17 protein-coding genes and 1 tRNA gene are annotated in these 24,857 nt (G+C 69.2%); 12 read left to right on the top strand and 6 right to left on the bottom strand.

The features are described 5' to 3' along the window. The first annotated feature begins 144 nt into the window (after positions 1-144). Positions 145-217 (top strand) — tRNA-Lys (locus ACYVHG_RS15170). On the opposite strand, the gene ACYVHG_RS15165 is transcribed toward ACYVHG_RS15170, so the two are convergent. Then, a complete protein-coding gene (locus tag ACYVHG_RS15165; RefSeq protein ID WP_461168419.1) occupies positions 179-484 on the bottom strand; it encodes a helix-turn-helix domain-containing protein in 306 nt (101 codons plus the stop codon). The genes ACYVHG_RS15170 and ACYVHG_RS15165 overlap by 39 nt on opposite strands. Before the next feature lie 105 nt (positions 485-589). Here ACYVHG_RS15165 and ACYVHG_RS15160 point away from each other — a divergent pair, with 105 nt between their 5' ends. From ACYVHG_RS15160 to ACYVHG_RS15125, 8 genes are all read left to right on the top strand, one after another. After that, entirely contained in the window at positions 590-781 is a 192-nt protein-coding gene (locus ACYVHG_RS15160; protein WP_461168310.1) for a helix-turn-helix domain-containing protein, read from the top strand. Between the two features lie 189 nt (positions 782-970). Then, positions 971-1,348: a hypothetical protein gene (locus tag ACYVHG_RS15155; RefSeq protein ID WP_461168309.1), complete on the top strand. Its 378-nt coding sequence runs from the start codon at positions 971-973 to the stop codon at positions 1,346-1,348. Further along, the gene (locus ACYVHG_RS15150; RefSeq protein ID WP_461168308.1) at positions 1,345-1,569 is read left to right on the top strand and encodes a hypothetical protein; all 225 of its coding nucleotides are present in this window, start codon (positions 1,345-1,347) and stop codon (positions 1,567-1,569) included. Before ACYVHG_RS15155 ends, ACYVHG_RS15150 begins: the two co-directional genes overlap by 4 nt. 459 nt (positions 1,570-2,028) lie before the next feature. Then, positions 2,029-2,193: a hypothetical protein gene (locus ACYVHG_RS15145; RefSeq protein ID WP_461168307.1), complete on the top strand. Its 165-nt coding sequence runs from the start codon at positions 2,029-2,031 to the stop codon at positions 2,191-2,193. Beyond that, on the top strand, positions 2,190-2,513 hold the full coding sequence (locus ACYVHG_RS15140; RefSeq protein ID WP_461168306.1) for a WhiB family transcriptional regulator: 324 nt from the start codon (positions 2,190-2,192) through the stop codon (positions 2,511-2,513). The genes ACYVHG_RS15145 and ACYVHG_RS15140 overlap by 4 nt, the downstream gene beginning before the upstream one ends. Beyond that, on the top strand, positions 2,510-2,770 hold the full coding sequence (locus ACYVHG_RS15135) for an HNH endonuclease (protein ID WP_461168305.1): 261 nt from the start codon (positions 2,510-2,512) through the stop codon (positions 2,768-2,770). Before ACYVHG_RS15140 ends, ACYVHG_RS15135 begins: the two co-directional genes overlap by 4 nt. 265 nt (positions 2,771-3,035) lie before the next feature. Further along, entirely contained in the window at positions 3,036-3,224 is a 189-nt protein-coding gene (locus ACYVHG_RS15130; protein WP_461168304.1) for a hypothetical protein, read from the top strand. A gap of 808 nt (positions 3,225-4,032) precedes the next feature. Continuing rightward, positions 4,033-5,253: a L,D-transpeptidase gene (locus ACYVHG_RS15125; RefSeq protein WP_461168303.1), complete on the top strand. Its 1,221-nt coding sequence runs from the start codon at positions 4,033-4,035 to the stop codon at positions 5,251-5,253. Here the strand turns inward: ACYVHG_RS15125 and ACYVHG_RS15120 are convergent. After that, positions 5,194-6,528, bottom strand: coding sequence for an NAD(P)/FAD-dependent oxidoreductase (locus tag ACYVHG_RS15120; protein ID WP_461168302.1), 1,335 nt, complete (start codon positions 6,526-6,528; stop codon positions 5,194-5,196). The genes ACYVHG_RS15125 and ACYVHG_RS15120 overlap by 60 nt on opposite strands. A gap of 126 nt (positions 6,529-6,654) precedes the next feature. Between ACYVHG_RS15120 and ACYVHG_RS15115 the strand changes: the two genes are divergently transcribed. After that, positions 6,655-7,521, top strand: coding sequence for a LysR family transcriptional regulator (locus tag ACYVHG_RS15115; protein WP_461168301.1), 867 nt, complete (start codon positions 6,655-6,657; stop codon positions 7,519-7,521). A gap of 15 nt (positions 7,522-7,536) precedes the next feature. Here the strand turns inward: ACYVHG_RS15115 and ACYVHG_RS15110 are convergent, their stop codons facing one another. Next, positions 7,537-7,896, bottom strand: a complete 360-nt coding sequence (locus ACYVHG_RS15110; protein ID WP_461168300.1) for a hypothetical protein — start codon at positions 7,894-7,896, stop codon at positions 7,537-7,539. A 19-nt stretch (positions 7,897-7,915) separates the two neighbouring features. On the opposite strand from ACYVHG_RS15110, the gene bcp reads away from it, so the two are divergent. Beyond that, positions 7,916-8,389: a thioredoxin-dependent thiol peroxidase gene (gene bcp, locus ACYVHG_RS15105; RefSeq protein WP_461168299.1), complete on the top strand. Its 474-nt coding sequence runs from the start codon at positions 7,916-7,918 to the stop codon at positions 8,387-8,389. 12 nt (positions 8,390-8,401) lie between these two features. Further along, a complete protein-coding gene (locus ACYVHG_RS15100) occupies positions 8,402-9,547 on the top strand; it encodes an acyl-CoA dehydrogenase family protein (protein WP_461168298.1) in 1,146 nt (381 codons plus the stop codon). A 75-nt stretch (positions 9,548-9,622) separates the two neighbouring features. On the opposite strand, the gene ACYVHG_RS15095 is transcribed toward ACYVHG_RS15100, so the two are convergent. From ACYVHG_RS15095 to ACYVHG_RS15085, 3 genes are all read right to left on the bottom strand, one after another. Continuing rightward, a complete protein-coding gene (locus tag ACYVHG_RS15095; protein ID WP_461168297.1) occupies positions 9,623-15,091 on the bottom strand; it encodes an ATP-binding protein in 5,469 nt (1,822 codons plus the stop codon). 67 nt (positions 15,092-15,158) lie between these two features. Then, positions 15,159-15,542: a holo-ACP synthase AcpS gene (gene acpS, locus ACYVHG_RS15090; RefSeq protein WP_461168296.1), complete on the bottom strand. Its 384-nt coding sequence runs from the start codon at positions 15,540-15,542 to the stop codon at positions 15,159-15,161. A gap of 18 nt (positions 15,543-15,560) precedes the next feature. Continuing rightward, positions 15,561-24,857, bottom strand: a complete 9,297-nt coding sequence (locus ACYVHG_RS15085; protein WP_461168295.1) for a fatty acid synthase subunit beta domain-containing protein — start codon at positions 24,855-24,857, stop codon at positions 15,561-15,563.

The following is a 24,857-nucleotide window of genomic DNA, read 5'->3' as shown; positions in this document are numbered from 1 at the left end:
ACAGCTAAGCACGCACCCCGCTTCGGGGGCCATAGCCGAGCGGCCCGCGCCCGGCGCGATCGCGTCGATATCCACCCTGAGCAGCCGATTTCATGTTTCCGACTTCCGCTTGCTAGAGTACTTCAGCACGCAGCGAGCGAGCGCGCGCCATTAGCTCAATTGGCAGAGCAGCTGACTCTTAATCAGCGGGTTCGGGGTTCGAGTCCCTGATGGCGCACTCCGAGGCCCCGTCACCACCACCAGGTGACGGGGCTTCGCCCGTTTCCAGCCAATGCAGATCGACCCCGGTGGCGAATGCCCATGCCACCATCTCGGGCCGGGTCGGCGCCTTGGCGCCCGATTCCATCCGGCTCACGGTCCGGCGTGAGGTTCCCAGCAGTTCAGCGAACACACCCTGCTCGTGTCCGGCGTAGTTGCGTGCGCGCGCGAGTCGTGCTCCCACCGGTTCCGGCGGGATGACCCCGGTATTCAGTGAAGTAGTCATAAGCTGCATATTAGGCCGATTGGCTCACTACTGCAAGCGTGGGTAAACCACACCGATGTAATCGGTTACTTGCGGGATTGGCTCATGTGCGCCATGCTGGCTGGCATGACACAGGTGCGCCCCGCCGACCAGGTTGGCATCCAGTACGCCATGCGGCGGCTCGGCAAGAGCCGCGCAACGGTTAAGCGAATGGCGGTAGACGGCCGTCTGCCAGCGACCAAGCTCCCCGGCCCGCTCGGCGCGTACTTGTTCGATCCGGCCGACGTGGATGCCTACGCGGAGCGTGCGAATGCGTAACCCGTGGGTTCGGTTCGTGACCGGCGCCTACTGGGCGATGCGCGGCACGCAGCTCTCAGAGCTGGAAGCGACCGCGATGGGCCACGCTGGTGATGAGTGCGACTACTACGCCCGCACGCCGCGTGTGACGTTCCGAGACACGCTCATCGCCTGCTCCCCAGAGTGGTCCGCGATGAAAGCGGGCACGCCATGAGTCCAGCTCTGCAAGCTCTCGTGTTCTTCGGCGTCGTCATGGTGCCGGTCGGCTACTGGTGCCGACCCGCCCACATGGGCGATCTCATTCGTGGCCCGTGGCCCGCCCGCAAACGGGCGCCCGGCCCGGCCACTCAGCCTGCGCAGCGTCCCCGCTGGGCCTCCGAGCGGTATCACTCCCCGGAGGAACGGCGCGCGTCGATCCTCGCGGCGAAACCCGAATGCAAGCGGTGCGGCCGCATGTTCCACCCGCGCGGCTATATCCCCAATGACCTTGTGTGCCTGGACTGCCGAAAGGCGCCCAAGCAGCAGGCGGGCGCCGAAACGCCGCCCGATCCCACCCTGTTCGACAACCCGCTAGGAGAAACCGAATGACCGACACACATGCACCGACCTACTCGGACGTCAAGCGTGAAATCAAGGCGCGCCTGATGTTCGATGAGCCGCCGCTCGCAGCCACCAGCAAGAAGGCGGAGGCGATCACAGAGCGCGTCATGGCCGGGCTGGTCAAGCAGGGCGCGCTGGTGCCGTCCGCGATCCCCGCCGACCAGCCGGAGCAGTCCAGCCTGGATGAGTTCCGCGCGGACACCGAATAGCTAGGTAGCCCCTGATGGTCACGCAGGCGGGTTCGATTCCCGCGAGGGGCGCGCACTATCCCTCTGCGCCCGTGGGGTTTACGGGTGACACGCCTTGTCGTCGTGGTCGTCCCCGGTCAGAGCGGGAAGTGCACTCATGCCCAGAAACGGGCATGACCGATCCACTGCTCCCACCGCGATACCTAGAAGGACGGCCCGGCGCGGGACGGCGTGACAGCCGTAGCTGGACATGTGGAACATCCCGGCCCGTGGGCACGCGAGTAATACCCGTAGCCCGTTGCTATTCGACCGACGCGACCGACCGACCGACGGCCGATCCTATGGCAGCCCTGAGCAACGCTCAAGCCATTTGCGTTACCGGGGTTACCTCTCCCTCTGCTCCCTCCCTCCCTCTAGCCGGTCAATTCCAGCCCTCTGTCCGCCACGTAGGCGAACGAACACAACGAAAGGCACCAAACGATGACTCTGGAACTCACCACCTACCAAGCGAAGCGACTCCAAGCAGTCGCCGACTCACTCGACACACTCGACCCTGACCAGCCGCGCACGATGCAAGCTGCCCAGATGGTCGAACAGCTCCGAGCGCTGGGCTGGATCGTCGTCCAGCCGGTCACGCGCCGATGAACGCGCCACGGCTGGCACCGGCCGCGTGGACCGAGCGCGCCGCGTGCATCGGCACCAACCCTGACTACTGGGACTTGGACCAGCATCCCCGGATTCCCCGGTTCGCCCGTGAGCTGTGCCTCCGATGCCCGGTCCTCGCGCAATGCGCACTCTCAGCTCGCGCCGACAAGGCAACCGGCGTCATCCGAGCCGCCGTCGAGTGCCGCCGCACCACCGCCGAGTTCCGTGAGGACACGGACGCGGAGCTATCCCGTGCGGCGCTGGTAGCTCTCATCGCGGACGGCACACCGCCCGCTCGCGCCGTGGAGCTGGTCCGGTGAGGCAGTGGGGCGGCAGGGCAGCGCAGCGGCTCACAGCGCAGTGCCTAGCCGCCAAGGGCACACTGTGCACGCTCCGGCTGCCCGGATGCACGCGCGTGGCGACGACGGCCGATCACATCATCGCCCGCAAGCGTGGCGGACCCGATGAGCTATGGAATCTGACCCCGGCCTGCTCGCACTGCAACAGCTCCAAGGGTGCCCGCCCCGTACACGCATTGAACCGCGTCGTCCGGCCCACACCTGCCAGGCGGTGGTGAACGTGAATCCATCGTCAACCAAACGTGGACGCTCTGCCCACTCAGAGTTCCAAGCGTTTGTCAAGCGCATCGTGCGCGCGCACGGAAAACGGGTCGCCGAATCCGACCCCGAAGCACTCGCAGAACTACTAGAGCTGCACATCGAAATCGCCCACGCCATAGAAACCGGCGTGCACGGACTCCGCGCAGCCGGATACAGCTGGACCGAAATAGGCCGACCGATGGGCCTGACCAAACAGGCAGCACACAACAGATGGGGAAACAAGTGAAGATCACAGTGAAAGTGAAGACCTACGGACCCGCGAAAGTGCGCGGCGAACACACAATTCCCGGCGTGACCGCCCTGCATCTGACCAATGACGGGCTAGTCGTGGATTACGACAATGGGCTACGGCAGCAGTCGTGGCCGCTGGCCGTTGTGGTGTCCGTGACGGCAGCGGGTGCGGACCAGTGAGAGTGACTGTTGATCTGCACACTGGCGTCACGCGTGAGCATGTGAACGTAGTAAAGGTGACACAAGATGCTGGTGAGCCTGTGTATATCTACTACCGTCACGGCACCTACCTTGCGACGTATGACCCGACCACTATCGCGCGCATTGTGATCGACGCATGATCCCGCTCTACATGCTGGGCGTGTTCGCTGTCGTGGTGTGTGCGCTTGCGCTGGTCATTGCACTCATTGATCGATAGTATGCACTGCTCCTGCATGAATATACGATTGGAGTCGCAAACTTTTTGCGATAATCCGGCCCCGGAAGCCCCGCGCAGGTACGAACCGAACTCGGTGATCGCCTCATTCCATCGCATCCCGCCCACCGTATCGGTAGTGAGCGCAATCACATTACCCACGACGTAAGCGACGCTCGGCGGCGGCGAACGGTCGGTAGTACAGCGCCCACGCCCGCCGCATAAAGCGGGTGCGACCCGCCGCGATTGCGACCACGCCAGCAAGCCAGCCCGCCGCAAATCCGAACGGTGCCAGCGCAACCCCTACCCAGATACTCATGCGGCTACCCTAACCAGCGAAAGGCAGTTGTCAGCGGGTTCGGGGTTCGAGTCCCTGATGGCGCACAACCAACCGATCCCCTGCACCACCGGTGCCGGGGATCGCCCGTATCCCGGGCCTGATCCCGCCCCTCCTCAGCCCGTCCCGCTCCCCGATCGAGCAGGCCACACCGTTTCGTCCTCTGTCGGACACCCCCGGTAGAGTCGGGCGCACATCGGTCGTGTCCGCCGCCGTCGAACCTTCTGGAGCTGACTATGCGCATCCGCCCCACGTTGTCCCGTCGCGCCCTGACCGCGGTGATCTCCGCGGCCACCACGATGGCACTGGTGGCCGGCTGCACCTCGTCCGCGAACGACGCGCTCCCCCTGCCGGACACCAGCCAGAAGATCACCGACTCCACCCCGTTCTTCGATCTGCTCCGGCCGCAGATCACCTCCAGCGTCAAGAACGGCGCGGTCAATGTCCAGCCCGGCGTCCCGGTCAAGGTCTCCGTCTCCGGCGGCACCCTCACCCGCGTGGTGATGACCAACCCCGAGGGCAAGGAGGTTGCGGGCAAGATGAGCCCGGACGGCCGCTCGTGGTCGAACTCCGAGCCGCTGGGCTACAGCAAGCAGTACAAGCTGCGGGCCGAGGCGGACGGCATCGGCGGCGTCAACGTGGCCGACGAGACGTTCAGCACCGAATCCCCCGCGAACCTCACCCAGGCCTACTTCACCACCTCCAACGACGCGGTGGTGGGTGTCGGACAGACCGTGGGCGTGAAGTTCGACGAGCGGATCACCGACCGGATGACCGCGCAGCGCGCGATCAAGGTGGTCACCGATCCCCCGGTGGAGGGCGCGTTCTACTGGATCAGCCCGTCCGAGGTGCGCTGGCGCCCGGAGAGTTACTTCAAGCCCGGCACCAAGGTCAGCGTGGACGTCAAGATCTACGGTGTCGACCTGGGCAACGGCCTGTTCGGCCAGAAGGATCTCTCCACCAAGTTCACCATCGGCGACGAGATCATCGCCACCGTCTCGGACAAGGACAAGATCATCCGGGTCACCCGCAACGGCAAGCTCGAGCGGACGATGCCCACCTCGATGGGCGAGCCGAACAACGCCACCCCGCGCGGCATCTACTTCCTCGGTGACCACAACGAGCAGATGATCATGGACTCGTCGACCTACGGCGTCCCGGTGAACTCGGCGAACGGCTACCGCACCCTTGTCGACTACGCCACCCAGATGTCCTACAGCGGCATCTACGTGCACAGCGCCCCCTGGTCGATCAACCAGCAGGGAGTGAGCAACGTCAGCCACGGCTGCCTCAACGTCAGCCCGGACAACGCCCTGTGGTTCCTGCGCAACACCAAGCGCGGTGACGTGGTGAAGGTGACCGACACCACCGGCCCGGTGCTCGAAGGAACCGATGGGCTAGGCGACTGGAACGTCCCGTGGGACGTCTGGCGCGCCGGTAACGCCAAGGTCGGGTAGCTCCGGCGGCGCCTGCGCGGGGTCCGTACCGGAGGTGACCGGCGCACCGGTGCGGCTGGGATCGGACCGGTCGAAGCCCGGGCGGGCGGTACCGACGAAGGCGCGCAGCCAGTCCACCAGAACCGCGGCCCGGTTGCCCACCCCCACCAGGTAGTACAGGTGCACGGCCAGCCAACCGGCCCAGGCGATCAGCCCCGTCATCACCGGAAGTCCGAGCGGCGGGTGCATCACCGCGTGCGGGGTGTCGATCATGGCCATGCTGCCCTTGTCCAGGTAACGGAAATGCGTGCCGGGCGCGGTGACGCCGCGGATCACGTCCGCCGCATGACGGCCCTGTTGCACGGCCACCGGGCTCTGCCCGGGAAGCCCGCCCAGGCTGGTCATATCGCCGATGGCGAAGACGTCGGCCCGGCCCCCGACCGTCAGATCGCGGTTGATCAGCAGCCGGCCCGCGCGGTCGGTCTCGCATCCGGTGGCCTCGGCGATCACCCCGGCGAGCGGGGGCGCCTGCACCCCGGCCGACCAGACGACGGTGCCTGCCGCGATCCGCTGCTCCCCCGCGGCGGCGCTGGTCACCGTGACCGAACGGTCATCGATCGCGGTCACGAAGGTTCCGGTGTGCACAGTGACGCCCGCCTTCTCCAAGGCCCCGCGGGTGTAGCCGGACAGCCTGCCGCCGTAGTGGGGCAAAACGTCGTCGGCACCTTCGACCAGATGGATGCGCACCGGCGCACCGCGGTGGAACCGCCGGGCGAGCTCGGCGATCTGTCCAGCCACCTCGACGCCGGTGGCACCGGCACCGACCACCACGAACGTGCGCTCATCGCTCTCTGCGGGCGCCGAGAACGCCACTCGCATCCGCTCGCGCAGGTCGCGCGCGTCGTCGAGGGTCTTCAGCGCGAAGATGCGGTCGGCCCACTCGTCGTGACCGAAGTACGCCTGGGTGGCACCGGCGGCGACGATCAGTTGCGTGTAACCGATCTGCTCGATGCCGTCGTCGGTGGCACAAGTGACCACCTTGTTCTGCGTGTCCACCGCGGTGACGTAGCCGGTCACCGCTTCGACGGTGTTCCGGTCGCGCAGCACCTGTGCGATCGGTGGTGCGATCCTCGCACCGTCGGTGATGCCGGTGGCGACCTGGTAGAGCAGGGGCTGGAACAGGTGCGTGCCGTTCGCCGAGACGACGATGGTCTCGACGCCGGACTGCGCGAGCCGTCTCGCGGCGGCGAGTCCGCCGAATCCCGATCCGATCACCACGACCTGGGCGCTGCGCATTCCGAGTTCCTTCTCTCGTGACATCGTTGTCAGTTACCAGGTTGCTGCATGGATACCGCGGCGTACAACCAGATAGATCGGTCTCTTGGCGATCACAACCATCTGTTCTATTCATATGATGAGGGAATGGAGTTCCGGCAGCTCGAGTATCTGGTGGCAGTGACCGACCACGGCGGCTTCTCCCCTGCCGCGCGCCACTGCTTCGTCTCCCAGTCCGCGGTGAGCCACCGCATCGCCGCACTGGAGAAGGAGCTCGGCGCCGACCTGTTCGAGCGGACCGGGCGGCGGGTACGGCTCACCGCGGCCGGGGAGACGCTGCTCCCCCGCGCCCGCGAACTGCTGCGGCTGCGCGATGAGGCGGCCGAGGCGGTACGGCCCCGTCCGGACCGGATCCGCCTCGCCGCGAACATGTCCTTCGCGAGGTCGGCGCTGGCGGCCACCGCAGCGGTCCGGGACCGACATCCGCGGGCGGAGATCGACTTCCTGATCAAACCCTTCGCCCAGCGCATCGCCGCAGTGACATCGGGGGAAGCCGATCTGGCGTTGATCCGCGGCGGACTGGACGAGCCGGGCCTCTACCTGGAACCGCTGTGGGTGGACAATCCGCTGATCGCCTTCTCCACGCGGCATCCGCTCGCCGCACTGGACCGGGCCCCGTCGCCCCGGGAGCTCGCGCAGTACCCGCTGCTGCTCCCGCCGGCGCATCGTCAGGTGCTGTTGCACCGACTGGTGGAGCGGGTGTTCGCGGCGGAGGGGGTCGATGTGCGTCTAGGGCCGCAGATCCGGGACGAGCACCCCGTGGGGTTCGAACTGATCAACCAGCCCGAGGGGTGGACGGTGCTCTACGAGGATCCGCGCCAGCCCGGGATCGCCAGTCGTCCGGCTCCCGGCTTCACGCTGCCGGTCTCGGCCGTACTGCGCCTGGACGCGGCACCGAACCCGCTGGTCGCGGAGCTGTTGGTGGGCCTGTCCAACGGGTACCGCCGGGCCTGACCGGCCGGTGGGCGGTTATTTCCCGAACAGCCTGCGAGTCACCTGGCCCGGCACTTCGAGCATCCGCTCGGCCGCGGTCACCGCTGTCCCGGGAACCGCGAGCAACAGGTTGACCTTCTCCAACGCCGCGTCGGTCTTCTCCAGGGTCGCCGAGAACCGCGCGGTGAGCCGCTCGAACTCGTCGAGGTTGCGGTTCACCCGGGCGACGGTCTCGTCGAAGGTCGCCATCGTGGCACTCATGTTCTCCAGGGTCACCGCCATGCCGTCGAGCATCGCCGTGGCCTGGTCGATCGTCATGTCCGCGTTCAGGGCGGCGCTCGCCAGGTTCCGGATCCGCGCACGACCCCGACCGGGGAACTCGTCCTGTGTCGCCATGCCCGATACGGTAACCGGCATGACTACCTCAGCGCGCCTGCAACCGGGAGATCCGGCACCGTCGTTCACCCTCCCCGACCAGAACGGGAACGAGGTGTCCCTCGCGGACTACCGCGGACGCCGGGTGATCGTGTACTTCTACCCCGCCGCGATGACGCCCGGCTGCACCAAGCAGGCCTGCGACTTCCGCGACGACCTGGCCCAGTTCAACGAGGCCGGCCTGGACGTCATCGGTATCTCACCGGACAAGCCCGCGAAGCTCAAGAAGTTCGAGGAACGCGACGAGATCACCTTCCCACTGCTGTCCGACCCCGATAAGGGAGTGCTCACCGAGTACGGCGCCTTCGGTGAGAAGATGATGTACGGCAAGACCGTGACCGGCGTGATCCGGTCGACCTTCGTCGTGGACGCCGAAGGCCGGATCGAGGTGGCCCAGTACAACGTGCGCGCCACCGGGCATGTCGCGAAGTTGCGCCGCGACCTCAAGCTCTAGGAAGGACCCTTAGTGGACCGCACCATCTACTCCGACGATCACGAGCAGTTCCGCTCGTCGGTCCGCGACTACCTGCTCAAGCAGGTGCTACCGCACGCGGAGCAGTACATCGACGACAAACTGATCTCCCGGGACGTCTGGCAGGGCCTGGGCGAACAGGGCGTTCTGGGTCTGGAGATCCCCGAGTCGTACGGCGGTGGCGAGGCCGGGGACTACCGGTTCAACGCCGTCGCCCAGGAGGAGCTGGCAGCGGTCTCGATGGCCTTCGCCAGTTCGGTGGGCATCGATTTCGACATCACCACGCCGTACCTGGTGAACCTGGGCTCGGAGGAGATCAAGCAGCAGTGGCTGCCGCGGATCGCCACCGGTGAGGCGGTCGCCGCGATCGGCATGACCGAGCCGTCCGCGGGATCGGATCTGGCAGCGATCAAATCGACCGCCGTGCGCAGCGGCGACGATTGGATCTTGAACGGCTCCAAGACCTTCATCACCAACGGCTACACCTGCGATGTCGCGGTGATCGCGGCCAAGACGAACGTCGAGGCCAAGGCCCGGGGCATCTCGCTGTTCGCGGTCGACGCCACCCTGCCCGGCTTCCAGCGCGGGCGCAAACTGGACAAGGTGGGCCAGCCCGAGGCCGACACCGCGGAGCTGTTCTTCGACGACGTGCGGCTGCCCGCCGACGCACTCGTCGGTGAGGTCGATCGCGGCTTCGTGCACATGATGGAGAAGCTGCCGCAGGAGCGGATCGGCTCAGCAGTGGGCAACGTGGCGCACGCCAAGCAGATCCTGGCCGAGACCGTGGAGTACGCGCGTGAGCGCAAGGCCTTCGGCCAGTCCATCGGCTCGTTCCAGCACAACAAGTTCCTGCTGGCCGATCTGGTGACCCGGATCGAGATGGTCCAGGCGTACGTCGACCAGGCGGTGCTCGCGCACACCGAGGGCACGCTGACCGCGGTCGACGCCGCGAAGGCCAAGTACATCTCCGCCGAGATCCAGAACCAGGTACTGGACTCGTGCGTGCAGTTGCACGGAGGCTACGGCTACATGCGTGAGTACCGCGCGGCACGCGCCTGGATGGACGCCCGGGTCACCCGCATCTGGGCCGGCTCGTCGGAGATCATGAAGGAGATCATCGGGCGCGACCTGGCGCTGTAACCCACTTCGCGAACGGCCCGCACACGCGAAGGGCACCGCCGGGAGATTCCCGACGGTGCCCTTCCGTTCTGCGTACTACAGCGCGGCCTCGATCACCGAGATGATCTTGGGCCGCAGGTCTGCGGCGGCGATGATCTCATCCACCGAGCCGACCTCCACGGCGCGGCGGATGCTGTGCACCCCGTCGAACTCCGAGGCGACCTCACCGAGCTTCTCGGCGCGGACCGAACCGCGCACCTCGTCGAGCTCGGCCAGCAGCGCCGCGCGCTCGGTGCCGGTGGCCTCGGTGAGCTGCGCCTCCAGCTCGGTGACCCGCGCATCGGCTGCGGTGCGGGCGTTGACCTCACCGGAGAAGACGACCGCCGCGGCCGGGGCACCACCGAGCACCGAGGCGAACGAACCCTCGATGGCCAGCACCGTCATGTTCGGGTTCAGCTGCTTGGAGAACACCACGAACGCCCCGCCGTGGTAGCGCGAGATCACGCAGAACACGATCGGGCCGGAGAAGTTGACGATCGCGCGGCCGATCTCGGCGCCGTACTCCAGTTGCAGCTTCCGCAGCGACTCCGGTGAACCGTCGAAGCCGGACAGGTTGGCCAGCACCACCAGCGGACGGTTGTCGCTGGCCGCGTTGATCGCACGCGCCGCCTTCTTCGACGACTGCGGGAACAGAGTGCCGGCGGTGTAGGTGTCCGGACCGTCGGTGGCCGGGAAACCCAGGCGTGGAACGGACTTGGACTCGATGCCGAGCAGGCACACCGGGATACCGCCGATGTGTACGTCCTGCACCACCGCGGTCTCGGCATCGGCCATGGTGGCCCACCGCTCGAGCACCTGGTGATCCTGATCGGACAGCGCACGCATCACGGTGCGGATGTCGAAGGGCTTCTTCCGGTCCGGGTTCTTCTCCGCCGAGAAGATGTCACCGACCTGCGTGAAGTCGCTGTCGGCCAGCACGTGCGGGAACGTGGTGATGTCGCGATCGGCCGGGTCGGTGGTGTCGGCACGGCGCGGTGAGTGCTCGCCCGGTGCGATGTAGGTGTGCGCGTAGTGCTCGAGCAGGATCGTGTTCGCGCCCATCAGGTCCGGGGCCCAGTACTGCGCCTGGCCGTTGGGGCCCATGATCCGGTCGTAGCCACCGATGCCGAAGTTGTCCTCGGCCGAGACGCCACCGGAGAAGTCCAGGGACTGCTTGCCGGTGAGCACCATCGCCGACTCCGGCGTCATGATCAGCACGCCCTTGGTGTGCATGAGCATCGTCGCCTCGGCGTTCCAGTACGGCTGCGCACCGACGTTGATACCGGCGGAGACGATGTTGATCTCGCCGCCCTGCTGCGTGAACTCGACGATCTTCTTCAGCGCTGCCGCCACCCAGTCCATGTTCTCTGTACCGGAGTCCATGGAGATGCGGGCACCTGCGGAGAGTGCGTACCACTCGACCGGCAGTTCCAGCCGGTGCGCGAGATCGATCGCGGCACCGATCCGGCGGCACTCGGCCTCGGCGAGTGCACCCAGCGACTTGGTCGGGTCGCCGAGCAACAGCACGCGCTTGACGCCCTCGGGGTGCAACTCGGTGGGCGTGGAGATCACACCGGCGACGATGCCCGCCGTGTTGCGGCCCTTCGGCCGGTCGGTGGGCACCAGCACATCACCGAGGTCGCCCTCGGCGAGCTCGTACTCGACGAAATCGCCCAGCGCCTCGGTCAGTTCGTACGGGTAGACGGTGTTGCGGCTCGCCGCGCGCAGCACCTTCTGCCGATACCCGTCGATCGGCTCGACCACCTCAACGGCGTCCTCCGACGGTGCCCCGACGCTCAGGTCGGCGCGACCGGTGGGACTGAACGACACCCGGACCTCGGTCTTGACCAGCTGCCCCGTCGCCGCGTCCCGGCGACGGCCGATCAGCAGCACCTCCTCCAGGCCCGCGCCGACGGACGTGGATTCAATGTGCCCGGCGAGGGCTTCGAGCTCGGCGTCACTGAGATCGACCGGCGGCCAGATGTACATCACGATCCGGTTGGTCGGCAGGCGCTTGGCGCTCGGACGCACCGCCTGCGCCCGGCGGATCGAATCCACGCAGGTGGCCAGGGCGATCTCCGCGGTCGGGAGCGCCAGCAGCCGGCCCTGACCGTCCCGCACCGCTGCCAGGTCGCGGACCTGCGCGAACGCCACCAGACGGTCGTCGGCGGGGTTGTCCTTGGCGACGGCCCGGTACAGGTAGACCTCCTCGTCGTCGGACGAGGTGAGCCGGGTCAGATCGAACCGGCGCAGCCGCTCGAGCTGCATGCGCTGCGCGATGTACGGGTGCAGGCCGCGGATCAGGCGGTCCTCGGCGACCCCGTTGGTTCCCGCACGGAAGGTGAAGTGGTGGTGCATGACCGCACCGCCGCTACCGGCGACGGTGATGGTCACCCGCCGCACCTGGGCGGGCAACGGATGCTCCGAGAGCACACTGTCGAAGGCCGCGACCATCTCGTCCTGATCCTCGGGCTGCTGCTCCCAGCTGAGGTAGATGTCGGCGTCCACGGACGCGGCACCGTCGGACACCTGCGCCAGCCCCGCGACGGCGTCGCCGAGACCGTCGTAGGACACCGCGGCGGAGACCAGCAGGGCACCGTCGCGCTCGGCGATCACGAAGTCGGTGGCACCGACCTGCTGCGTGCGCACATCCGACAGGCCCTTGTTGCCGTAGTAGCGGCGGGTGAGCACCTCCAGCATGACGGCGTTGTCGCGGGCCTCGGAGCTTCCGCCCGCCAGGCGCTCACCGAGCAGCAGCACCAGCGGCTCGGTGCTGCGGACCATCTCGGCGATCCGGTCGGACCGATCGGCCACGGTGGGGTTCGCATCGAGCAGTTCGAGATTCGTGCGGACCGACGAGTACACGCCCTCCCGGTTGCGGCGCAGCAGCGGCTGGCCGAACCAGGCGAAGACCACACCGCGGGCGAGGTCGGAGATCACCGGATAGCGGGACTGAGTGGCGTCGATGAGGCGCTCGAGCACCGCGCGGGCGTCACCCCCCTGCTCCGCGGCGGGCACCGGCTCCCGCAGCCACTTGCGCAGCAGTGCGGTGATCACCCGGACCGCGGCCTTCGGCCGCTGCTGCGCCAGGAAGATGCGGAACACCGCGGACTCCAGTTCCGGAGTACGGTCGAGTTCGGTGACCCCGTAGTGGCCCAGCGCCGCGAACAGCTTCGCGCGGTACGAATCCGGCAGGCCGGCACGATCGGCGTCCAGGCTGCGCAGGTAGGTGTGGAAGTGCTCGCGCGGGCTGTGCACCTCGTCGTCACCGCCGACGGAGCGACGCAGACCCAGCTCGGCGAGGTCGGCGAAGACACCGGCGAGGGCCAGCTCGTGCGCCGCGGGAACGGCGCCCTCGAGCTCGGCGGCGACCCGGTCCACCAGATAGGCGTCCAGCAGGCGGCTCTCGTCCGCCGGGTCCACGTCGTATCCGAGCAGCTGGCTGCACAGCGCGTCCCGGCCGGCGGCGGCCCGCTCGACGGCACCCACAGGTGCGGGCTCGTCGGGCAGATCGATCGGCGCCGCGGAGGTCCCCTCGGCATCGTCGTCGCCGTCGCCCAGCGGCTCCAGGCGCAGCAGCGGGGCGCCCGCCTCGACCTGGCTGCCGACGGTGACCGCACTCTCCTTGAGCCGCGCGGCGAACGGCGCGCGCAGCACCGTCTCCATCTTCATCGACTCCAGGACCAGGATCGGGGCACCCGCCTCGACCTCATCGCCGATGGCCAGCGGTACTGCGACCACCAGAGCCGGTGCGGGCGAGCGGACCACGCCGCCCTCGTCCCGGCTCACCCGGTGGGTGACGCCGTCGACGTCGACCACGTGGACCGGTCCGTGCGTGCCGGTGGTGAGCCGGTGCCGGACACCGTTGACCACGGCCTGTCCGGTGTGCCGGTCGAAGCGCTCCAGATCGACGTCGGCGGTGCGGGTCTCCGCTCCCGTGTCGATCACCAGCCGGAAGGTGTGGGCGCCGGTCCGCGCCACCCGGACCCGGTAGCTCGCGCCGCGCAGCTTGAAGTCGAGCGGGGTGCCGCTCTCGTGCTGCACCTGCGGCCGGCCGCCGGAGGCGGTGGTGAGCAGCCGGGTGAGCTCGGCGCGCTCCTCGTCCTCGTAGGCGTCGATCGCGGCCGAGGCGAGCGCGACGGCGGTGTGCCGGTCGGCCACCAGTCGACCCTCGCCGCGGACCCGGTCGATCCAACCGGTGTCGGCGCTGCCGTCGATCACCTCGGGCTGCCCCAGCAGATCGAGTACGAAGCTCTTGTTGGTGGCACCGCCCTCGATGATCACCCGGGTCTCGTTCATGGCGCGGCGCAGCCGGCCCAGCGCCTCGTCGCGGTCCTTGCCGTAGGCGATGACCTTGGCGATCATCGAGTCGAAATCGGCGGGAATGGTGTCACCCTGGGAGACGCCGGTGTCGATCCGGATTCCCGGGCCGGCGGGCAGGTCCAGCAGCGCGATCCGGCCGGGCGCGGGCGCGAAGTCGCGGTCCGGGTCCTCGGCGTTGAGCCGCGCCTCGATGGCGTGACCGCGCTCGACCGGCGCCGCGCCGGTGAGCTTGCCCCCGGAGGCGACGTGCAACTGCGCACGCACCAGGTCGAAGCTGTTGGTGACCTCAGTGATCGGGTGCTCGACCTGCAGGCGGGTGTTGACCTCCAGGAAGGCCAACAGATCGTCGCCCGGGTGGTACAGGAACTCGACGGTGGCGGCGCCGCGGTAACCCACCCGCACGGCCAGGCGCTCCGCGGACTCCTTGAGCCGGCGGACCTGCGCCTCGCCGAGTACCGGCGACGCGGACTCCTCGATCACCTTCTGGTTGCGGCGCTGCACCGAGCAGTCGCGCACGCCCAGGGCCCACGCGGTCTCACCGTCGGAGATCACCTGGACCTCGACGTGCCGTGCACCGGTGACCAGGCGCTCGAGGAAGACGACGCCGCTGCCGAAGGCGCGCTCGGCCTCATCGCGGGTGCGCAGGTAGGCGTCCTCGAGATCGGCGTCCGAGGCGACCATCCGGATGCCGCGACCGCCGCCGCCGGCCGTGGCCTTGAGCATGAGCGGATAACCGATCTCCGCGGCCGCGGTCTTGGCCGCCTCCAGAGTCTCCACCGAGCCGCGGCTCCACGGCGCGACCGGGACACCGACCTCCTCGGCGATCAGCTTGGCGCCGATCTTGTCGCCCAGCTGGCGCATCGCGTCGGCGCTGGGGCCGACGAACGCGACTCCGATCTTCTCGCACAGTTCGGCGAAGACCGGGTCCTCGGCGACGAAGCCCCAGCCGACCCAGGCGGCGTCGGCTCCGGTCTCCTGCAGCGCCGTGCCCAGCAGCTCGTAGTTCAGGTACGGGCGTGCCGAGGCCGGACCGAGGTCGTAGGCGATGTCGGCCTCGCGGACGAAGGTCGCAGTGCGGTCGACGTCGGTGTAGAGGGCGACGGTCTCGATCTGCTGCCCGGTCTCTGCTGCCAGGTCGCGGACCGCGTGGATGAGGCGCATCGCGGCCTCTCCTCGGTTCACGATGGCGATTCGGCTGAACACTCGCTTGTTCCCTTTCGGCTTCAACTGGTACGTGCAGCGATCCCGCCGGGGCGGAACCGTCTCTCTCTTACGTTCTCTCGATCACCGCGAACGCGGCGGCGGTGTCACCGTCGTGGGTGAGTGAGACATGTATTGTCGCCCCTCCCCCGAGTTCCTCGGCCATCCGACCGTGCACCCGCACCGCCGGTCGTCCCCAGGCATCGGAGACGACCTCCACTTCCCGCGCACCGATCTCCTTCTCCGCGGGCCGTTGCGCGTAGTAGCCCGACGAGAACGCCTTGAACACCGCCTCCTTCGCCGCCCACCTGGCGGCGAGGGACCGGACATCGCCCGCGGCGTCCCGTCGTTCGGCGGGGCTGAACGACGAGAGCATCGTGGTCCCGGGTTGCGCGAGTTGCTCCGCGAACCCGGGCACGTGCACCACGTCGATCCCGATCCCCACCACTGCCATGGCGGGAAGCCTATCGGTCTACCGGCACCCGTCGGAGCAGTACGTGCCGTCCGGACCGAGGCGGGTGTCACCGTCGAGCAGCAGGGCCGCCTCGCTGCGGTCCGCCGCCTCCGACGAGGCGTCCGCGCCGAAGCGCCGGCCTGCCGGGGGCTTGCGGTACAGCTCCGAGCGGCCGCACATCGCCGAGAGCACCGCCCGCCGGCCCGCCACCTCGCGCTCGCGCGCGGCCTGCAGGTACTGCGCCCGCTCGTTCTCGCCCAGCGAGACCAGGAAGGCGTCGCGGTGCACGACCGCGATCAGGCCGGAGACGTGACCGAACCCGAGCGAGGTGAGCAGGCCCGCCTTGGGCCGGAAGCTCTCATCGAAGCGGTGCGTCTCGCGCAGCCAGACCAGATGCGGGTACTTGCGCATCTCGTCGTCGACGCAGTCCAGGCTGCGGTTCGGCGGAAGCACCGCGTCGTTGAGCATCTGGCACATGCCGATCAGCTGGAAGGCCGCGGCGCCGCCCTTGGCGTGGCCGGTCAGCGACTTCTGCGAGACCACGAACATCGGGGCACCCTCACTGCGGCCGATCGACTCGGCGATCCGCTCGTGCAGGTTCGCCTCGTTCGGATCGTTCGCATTGGTCGAGGTGTCGTGCTTGCTGATGATCAAGACCTCGTCGGCAGCGACGCCCAGCCTGCGCAGACTCTGCGCGATCGGCGCCTGCGGTCCGCCCGCGGCCACCGACAGCGCACCCATGCCCGGAGCCGGGATGGAGGTGTGCACACCGTCGCCGAAGCTCTGCGCCCACGCGACCACACCCAGCACCGGTAGTCCCATCTGCGCGGCGATGTCACCGCGGGCCAGCAGCACCGTGCCACCGCCCTGCGCCTCGACGAAGCCGGCCCGGCGGCGGTCGTTGGCGCGGGAGAAGCGACGCGGGCTGATGCCCTTGGACAGCATCCGATCACTGTCTGCGGTGGCCTGCATCATGCCGAAGCCGGTGATTCCCTCGATGGAGAGATCGTCGAAGCCGCCCGCGACCGCGAACAGCGCCTTGCCGACCTTGATCTTGTCGACGCCCTCCTCGACCGAGACCGCGGCCGTGGCGCACGCCGCGACCGGGTGGATCATCGCGCCGTAGCTGCCGATGTAGCTCTGCACCACGTGGGCGGCCACCACGTTCGGCAGGGCCTCCTGCAGGATGTCGGTCTGGTTGGGCTCGCCGAGCAGGGTGTTGATGAACAGGTCACGCATGGAGGCCATACCGCCCATGCCCGTTCCCTGGGTGTTCGCCACGTAGGCGGGATGCACGTAGCTCATCAGCTCGGACGGCTCGAAGCCGGCGGAGATGAACGCGTCGACGGTGGCGACCAGGTTCCACAGCGCCAACCGGTCCACCGACTCCATCATCTCCCGGCTCACACCCCAGTGCGTGGGGTCGAAGCCGTCGGGCACCTGGCCGCCGACGGTGCGCAGCAGCTTGGTGCGGCGCGGCACCCGGATCTCGGTGCCGGCCTTGCGGGTGACGTTCCACTCACCGGACTCCATCGGCGTCGCCACGGTGTTCTCCGGATCGGCGTCGACGAAGGACCGCGCCTCGGCCTCGTTGGCCACCACGAAGGACATGTCCTCGGGGAGGAAGACCGAGACCAGCAGCGGCACGGACTGATCGACGATGTCACCGTCGTCGCTGAACTCGCGGATGCCGCACCGCTCGACCACGGCGTCGTGGTACCGCTCGGCGAGCTCCTCCTCGGGCACCAGATCACCGGACTCGGCGTCGTACCAGCCCGGCTCCGGATCGTTCTCCCAGGTGATCATGCCGGTCACCCAGGCGAGTTCGGCGACACCGGCGGCCGAGAGCCGCTCGTCGACCTCCATCTCGAAGCGGGTGCGGGAGCTGCCGTACGGGCCGACCTCACCCGCACCGACGATGACCACCATGTCCTCGGGGCGGGCCTCGACGCCGTCCCAGACCGGGTCGGCGATGGTCGCCACCGGCGCTCCGGGCAGGGCCGCGATCATGCCCTCGGACTCGTCCTCCTCGGCCTCGGCCAGGCGCGCTTCCATGGCCTGCTCGGCGAGCGCCTTCATGTCCAGCGAGACGCCGCCGAGACCACCGGTGAGATCGGCGTGCAGCGGTCCCTGCTGGGCCCGCTCACGCGCCTCGGGGGTGGCGTTGGCGAGCAGCTGATCGGCCATCTCGAAGGTGGACCAGGTGCGCACACCGGCCGCCTCGACCGCCTCGACCAGAGGATCGTTCCCGCCCATCAGACCGGTTCCGCGCACCCAGCCGATGATGGCGTGGGCCAGGGTGACCCGCTCGGACCAGGACTTCTCGGCGTTCCACTTGGCGATGATCGCGTCCAGGGCGGCCTTCGACTCGCCGTAGGCACCGTCGCCGCCGAACATGCCCCGGTTGGGCGAGCCGGGCAGCACCACGTGCAACTTCGAGGCGAGGTCGGTGTCCTTACCGATCGCGGCGAGCCCGGTGATCAGCCGCTCGACCGACCACAGCAGGATCTTCATCTCCAGTTCGGCGCGGGCACCGGCGTCGGACATGTCACCGGAGACCCGCGGCGCCGCGAACGGGAACAGCAGCGTCGGGACCAGAGCCTCCTTGTGGACCATGGTGTAAGGGCCCACGGTCTCGGCCTGCCGCTCACCGATCCACTCGACCAGCGCGTCGACGTCGGCGTAGCTGGACATGTTCGCCGGGACCACCCACAACGCGGCGTCGGTGCGGGCGCTGGTGCGGTAGAGCTCCTTGAAGAAGGTCAGGCGCTTGTCGTCGAGCCGGCTGGTGGTGGCGATGACGGTGGCACCGCCCGCCAGCAGCCGTCCGGCGACCGCGGCCGCGATGGAACCCGACGATGCTCCGGTGACCACGGCGACCTGGTCGGCGTACTCTCCCGGCTCCGGGGTGCTCTCGGCCAGCTCCGCGAGGAACCGGTAGGCCTGCGCGTGCTCGGGGCGGCCGGCCTCGACCGCCTTGGCCTCCCACCAGCGGGCCTGGTTCACCAGCACCGGTCCGGCGCCCTTGGCCGTCTCCAGGATGTGCTTGCTGAAGGTGGGGAAGGTCGACGGGTCCATGTTCCACACCCGCAGCAGATCCTCGCGGGCACTGGCCCACCGGTCGTCGAGCAGAACGGCCTTGTTGGCGTCGAACGCCGGCGCCACCGCGGTGGACCAGTCGTCGCCGAGCTCGTTGCTGATCAGTGCGGCCAGCTTCTCCGACTGATCGTCGAGCTCCGGCAGCGAGCCCTGGATCTGCTCCAGTCCCAGCTTGCGCAGCAGGGTGCGGGCCGATGCCGCGAGGGCGCCATCCTCCCCCGTGATGGCGGAGGTGAACTCGGCGAGTGCGGCGGCGTCGACGGTCGCGCCGCCTCCCCCACCGCCGACTGCCGGCTTACCCACCGGGATACCCTGTGCGGCACCGACTTCGGCGACAGCACGGTCGATCAGCGCGTCCAGTGCGGCGGTGTTGGACACTGGCCCGTCGAGCAGAGTGGCGAGGTCACCGCCGCGGACCGAGGCACCCTCCCGGGTGCCCGCGGCCAGTGCGAGCACGGTGTGCTGCGCCCACCCGGGGCCGAGTTCCCAGGTGCCGGTGACGTACTCGGTGATGTAGTTGGGGCGCTTGCCGGTGGAACCGAGCAGCTTGCGGATCTGGTTGCCGACGGTCTCGGAGAGCACCGGGCCGAGCGGCTTGTAGGTGCGCGCCAGCTTGGTGACGGTGGCGGCCAGCGTCGGCAGGTCGGCCTCCGCGGCACCGTCGATGGCGCCGAGGTTGAGCTCGCTGCCGAGGTCGAGCAGCAGCTGGTTGCGGCGCGAACTGACACCGTCGCAGAGGGTCTCGATGGTGTCGGTCTTCTCCAGCTGGTCCGGACGCATCTTGGTCCAGATCGCGATCATCACGCGGGTCGCATCGGAGGCGTCGAAGGTCAGATCCGCCGGACGGGGACCGCCTGCGGGCGCGGCCGCTGCGGCGGGGGCCGCCGGTGCAGCAGCGGCTACGGCGGTGGTCTCCGGGGCGGCCTCGGCGTCCGGCGCTCCGCCGGCGTCGCCCGAGCCGTCGGCGTCCTCGATGACGTCCTCATCGGTGGCGAAGACCTTCGCACCGTCGCGCTCGGCGTTGAGCACGGTCGCCGCGGCCCGCTGGTAGGAGGCCAGCGCCAGGGTGCGGGCGGCGAGGTTCGCCAGCGTCGGGGCGGACGCGAGTCCGACCTCGATGAAGCGCTCCACTCCCAGGCCGCCGTGATCGGTATCGATCAGCAGCTGGTCCTGGGTCTCGATCCACCGGACCGGGCTGGCGAACTGCCAGGCCAGCAACTCGATCAGCAGGGTGCGCGCCGTCGCCATCGGATTCGCGGCGGCGGCATCCCAATCGGCCAGCAACGCGCTCACCGGCTCACTGGGCACCACATCGAGGATGGACGCCGCGAAGTCGGCGGTCAGCTCGAAGGGGCGGGCCACCAGGTTCGGCAGGTACTTGCCGACCAGCTTGGTGTAGTCGAACTCGGCCGGCACCAGCTGCTGCAGGCGCGCAGCGAACTCCGGGACCCCGTCGCGCAGGACTGAGGAGTGGAACGGGATGTCGATGCCCGGAACCTGCTGGAAGGCCTTGGGGCTGTCGGTGAGTTCGGCGATCGCCGACTCCAGCGCGTCCAGGCCCGGGCCGTTACCGACCACCACGTACTGGGCGCCGCGCAGGTTCAGGTTGACGATCTCGGCGAACTCGTCGGCACCTTCGAGGTTGCCCTCGAGCCAGGTCGGGAGGTCGGCGTCGTCGACCCCGAACAGCTCTGGGCGGATCGCGGCCATCGCGTACGGGCTGCGCCCCTGCTCGTCCCTCGGGACCAGGCCCTGCATGATCCGGCCGCGGTGGAAGACGGTCTCCAGGATCGTGCCCAGAGGCAGCACACCGGCCGAGGCCAGCGCGTTGTACTCACCCACGGAGTGACCGGCGATGATCGGCGCATCCACCCGCGCTCCGGCCTCAGTGAGCTCGGCGAGCTGCGCGCAGGCCACGGTCGCCATCGCGACCTGGGTGAACTCGGTGAGGTAGAGGACGCCGTCGGGGTGGCTGTAGACGGCACCGTCGGCACGGATGGACAGAGGGTTGTCGCGGACCACCGCCAGGATGGAGAAGCCCAGGCGCTCGCGGGTGTGCTCGTCGGCGGCGTCCCAGATCTCGCGGGCGGCCTTGCTGCGCGAACGCTGGGCCAGGCCCATGCCCTTGCCCTGGATGCCCTGGCCGGGGAAGACGTACGCGGTGACCGCGGGGAACGCGACCGCGGACGCTGCCATCACCAGTTCGTCGCCGACCCGTGCGGTGACCTCGAGCTGCTCACCGCCGCGGTCGATGCCCACCCGCTCGACGGTGAACTGCACTTCGTCACCGGGCAGCACCATGCCGAGGAACCGCGTGGTCCACCCGCGGATCTTGCGGTGCATGACGTCACCGTTGGAAGCCGATGCCACCTGCTGCGCAGCGGCGGAGAGCCACATGCCGTGCACGATCGGGCCCGGCAGGCCCGCCAGGCTCGCGGCGACCTGCGAGGTGTGGATCGGATTGTGATCGCCGGAGACCGCGGCGAAACCGCTCATGTCCTGTGGGGCCTTGACCACGACCTGGCGCACCCGCTTGCGCGGGGTATCGGTGGCGGTCTCCCCGCGGGCACCGCCTGCGGGCTGCGGATCGGTGAGCTCGGCGGCGCCGGTGCGGCCACGGATCGCGAACCGCTCGGTCATGGTGACGGCGGGTGCGTCGGCGCCCGGCGTGCGCACGTCGATGCCGACGGTGACCACGGTCCCGATCTCGGTGGCCTCGACCCCCTCGAGCCGGGCGGTGGCGCGGTAGGCACCGGGGGCCGGGTTGGCGGCCAGCTCGATCGCGTGGTCGAGGTGCACCAGGTCCAGCATGCCCTCGACGACGGGCCGTCCCTGGTCGGTCTCCGCAGCGCCGACCACGGCGAACGAGGCGGGCCAGCACAGGCCGACGAAGGCGTCCGGCACGGCGAGCTGCTCGTCGCCGTAGAGCGCGGACAGCCCCGTGGGCAGGCTGTCGGCGGTGATCGCGGCGTGATCGGCGGCGTCGTTGGCGGTGAACTCGAAGTCCACGCTCGCGGCGCCGTCGGTCACCCGGGGGAGCTCGCCCGCGGCGGCGAGGGCGACCAGCTTCGACATCGCCTCGCCGGCCTCGCCGAGCTCGATCACGGGCACCCCACCATCGGCGCAACTGTCCGGGACCCGGATCGGGATGATCAGATCGGTGCCCGACACCGGCACCTCCAGACGGACCGCGTCCGGACCGGTCACGACCACGCGCGCACCGCTCTCGGGCTGCACGGCGGAGTCACCGTCGGAGCTGACCCAGGTGCTGCCCGCACCGAGCCGCGCGATGGGACTGTGCACGAGCCGGCCGGCCCACAGCACGTTGGTGGCGGCGAGGACACGGGCCAGCGGCACCGAGTCGATGCCGGGGACGACCCGGCGGCCCGCGACCGGCTCTCCGGTCTCGCCAGCGGCGGTGCGGCGGCCGACCAGTTCGGCCTCGAACCGGTTCAGCAGCGCACCCACCGGCTCGTCGACCTCGGTGATGCCGGCGACGGCCTCCGGGCCGGGAATGATGCACACCTGGTCGGCGGAGTAGCGCGGCGAGTGCGCCTGCCACAGCGAGTCACTGCGCCACCAGCGGCGGACGTCCTTATCGACCACCGGCACGAAGTTCACCGGCTTGCCGGGAGTCCGGCACAGGGAGACGAAGAAGGGCACATCGGCCGGGTGCAGCAGAGTGCTCGCGGCCTCGGGATGACCTGCGAGCAGCGTGTCCAGAGCGGCGTAGCCGTCGTCGGTGCTGGAGACGCCGGCGAAGGCCGTCTCGATCGGTCCGCGGTCCTCGACGGCTAGACGCGCCTCGGCGCGGTGCAGCATCGACAGGAAGCGGTCCTGGTGGGTGATGTCGAGCCAGCCGTAATCGCCGAACCGGTTCCGGTCGGCGGCGGCGACCTGCTCGCGGGTCCCGATCGAGAGCTCCAGGTAACGCTCGAGCCACTGCGCGTAGGTCATGGTGTCGACGTCGCCGAAGAAGGGCTTCGCCGTGCCGGCCATGGCGGCGATGATCTCGTCGCGGCGGGCGGCGACGGCGTCACCGTCACCGGCGACCTCGTCGAGCAAACGTCCGCACGCGGAGGCGGCGTTGTCGATCTCGTGGATGTCGGCGCCGAGCTGGCTGCGACCGGAGGCCATGCCGCCACCGGCGTGACCGGCCCCGATCCAGTCCGCGGTGCCGGGGATCTCGGCAAGCAGACGTTTGACGTCGTCGGAGGTGGTGGCCTCCAGGGTGGCCATCGCGGCGGTGCCGACCAGGATGCCGTCGACCGGCATGGCGGGAGCGCCGTAGCTGCGGGACCATTCACCGGAGAGGTACTCGGCGGCCAGCTCGGGGGTGCCGATGCCGCCGCCGACGGCGAGCACCACGTTGGTGCGGTCACGCAGCTCGCCGTAGGTGGCGAGCAGCAGCTCGTCCAACTCCTCCCAGGAGTGGTGGCCACCGGCCTTACCGCCCTCGACGTGCACGATCACCGGGTACTGCGGGACCTCAGCGGCGATGCGCGCCACCTGGCGGATCTGCTCGACGGTGCCCGGCTTGAACGCCACGTACCGCATACCGGCCTCGGTGAGCTCCTCGACCAGAGCCGTGGCCTCCTCCAGCTCGGGGATTCCGGCGGTGATGATCACACCGTCGAGCGGGGCTCCCGCGGCGCGGGCCTTCTGCACGATCCGCTTCCCGCCGAGCTGCAGTTTCCACAGGTACGGGTCCAGGAACAGCGAATTGAACTGAGCGGCTCGGCCCGGCTCGAGCAGCGAGGTCAGCTTCTCGATGTTCTCGGCGAAGATCGGCTCGGTGACCTGGCCGCCGCCGGCCAGTTCGGCCCAGTGGCCGGCGTTGGCCGCCGCGGCGACGATGCCCGGATCGACCGTGGTCGGGGTCATCCCGGCGAGCAGGATGGGGCTGCGGCCGGTGAGCTCGGTGAAGCGGGTGGAGAGCACCGTCCGGCCGTCCGGCAGGGTGACCAGCCGAGGCGAGAACTCGGACCAGGCCTGCGGCAGTTCCGGCACACCGCCGGGCGAGAACAGGTTACGGGCACCGCGCAGGGTGGTGGCCGGCACCAGTCCGACACCGTGCCCGCGGGCCGGAGCGGAGGTCAGTTTGGTGGCGATGTCCTCGGGGCCGAGGTCGATCAGCCACTGCGCCCCCTTGGTGATCGCGGCATCGACCTCGGCGACCCAGTCCACGGACTCGACCAACACGGCGCCGGCCAGGCGCGCGGCGACCTCGGCGTCGAGGCCGCAGCGCTGCGCCCATTCGGAGACCAGGGTGACGCCCTCGGCGAGGGCCGGGTGATGGAAGCCGATGTCGACGGCGACGTCCTCGAACTTCGGGGCGAAGGCCGAGCCGCCGGTGAGCTTCTCCTTGCGCTTGGCCTCCTCCTCCTCGGCGACGGACTCGCAGAACTCGCGGAATCCGGCCAGCAACTTGGGGGTGCCGGTGAGCACGAAGGAGGTGCGGCTGTTGCGGACGGCCAGGACCGGCCCGCAGGCGTCGAAGGCGACGGTGGCGGTGAACTCGCCGAGCAACTGTTCGAGCTTGTCCTGGCGGACGCCGGACACGGACATCATCGGGGTCGCGCCACCGAGCGCGACCAGGCCGCGACGGCGGGCCACGACCCGTCCGGCGGCGCCGATCAGGCGGGCGATGGCGAGCAGATCGCCCTCGTTGCCCCGCGATGCGAAGGCGGAGACGGCGAGTTGGCCCTGCGAGTGGCCGATCGCGGCGACCGGTGGCACGTCCCACGGATCGAGTCCCTGCGCCTCCAGGCCATAGAGCGCCACCAGCTGGCTGAACAGCACACCGGGGACGGAGAAGACGGCACCGTCGACCTGCGGCGCGAGGGTGCGGCGCGGCTGCGGGGCCTCCTCGGACTCCTCGTCGGTGGTCTCGGCCTCGGCGGCGGCGATGGACGCATCCCGCCAGCGCATCGGGTCGAAGGTCAGGGCCTGCGCGCGAAGCAGTTCGGCACGTACCGGCTCGAGGACGCTGTCGGCACGCTCGACGAAGCCGTCGAACAGTTCGCGGTACTCGGGGTCGTCGGCGAGCCCGGTCTGCTCCAGCAGCGACACCAGTCCGGGCAGCCACGGCCCGCCCTGGCCGCCGAAGATCAGCGCGTACTTCTCCCCCGCTGCCAACCTGTCCACCAGCGCGTCGTTGCTCCGCGGGTTCTTCGCGGTGCGTGCATTCGCGGTGACGAAGTCGTCGACAGTCAT

This window comes from Tsukamurella serpentis, assembly GCF_054780975.1.
The sequence above is the reverse complement of the archived record's forward strand: the minus strand, read 5'-3'. Positions and strand labels throughout refer to the sequence as shown.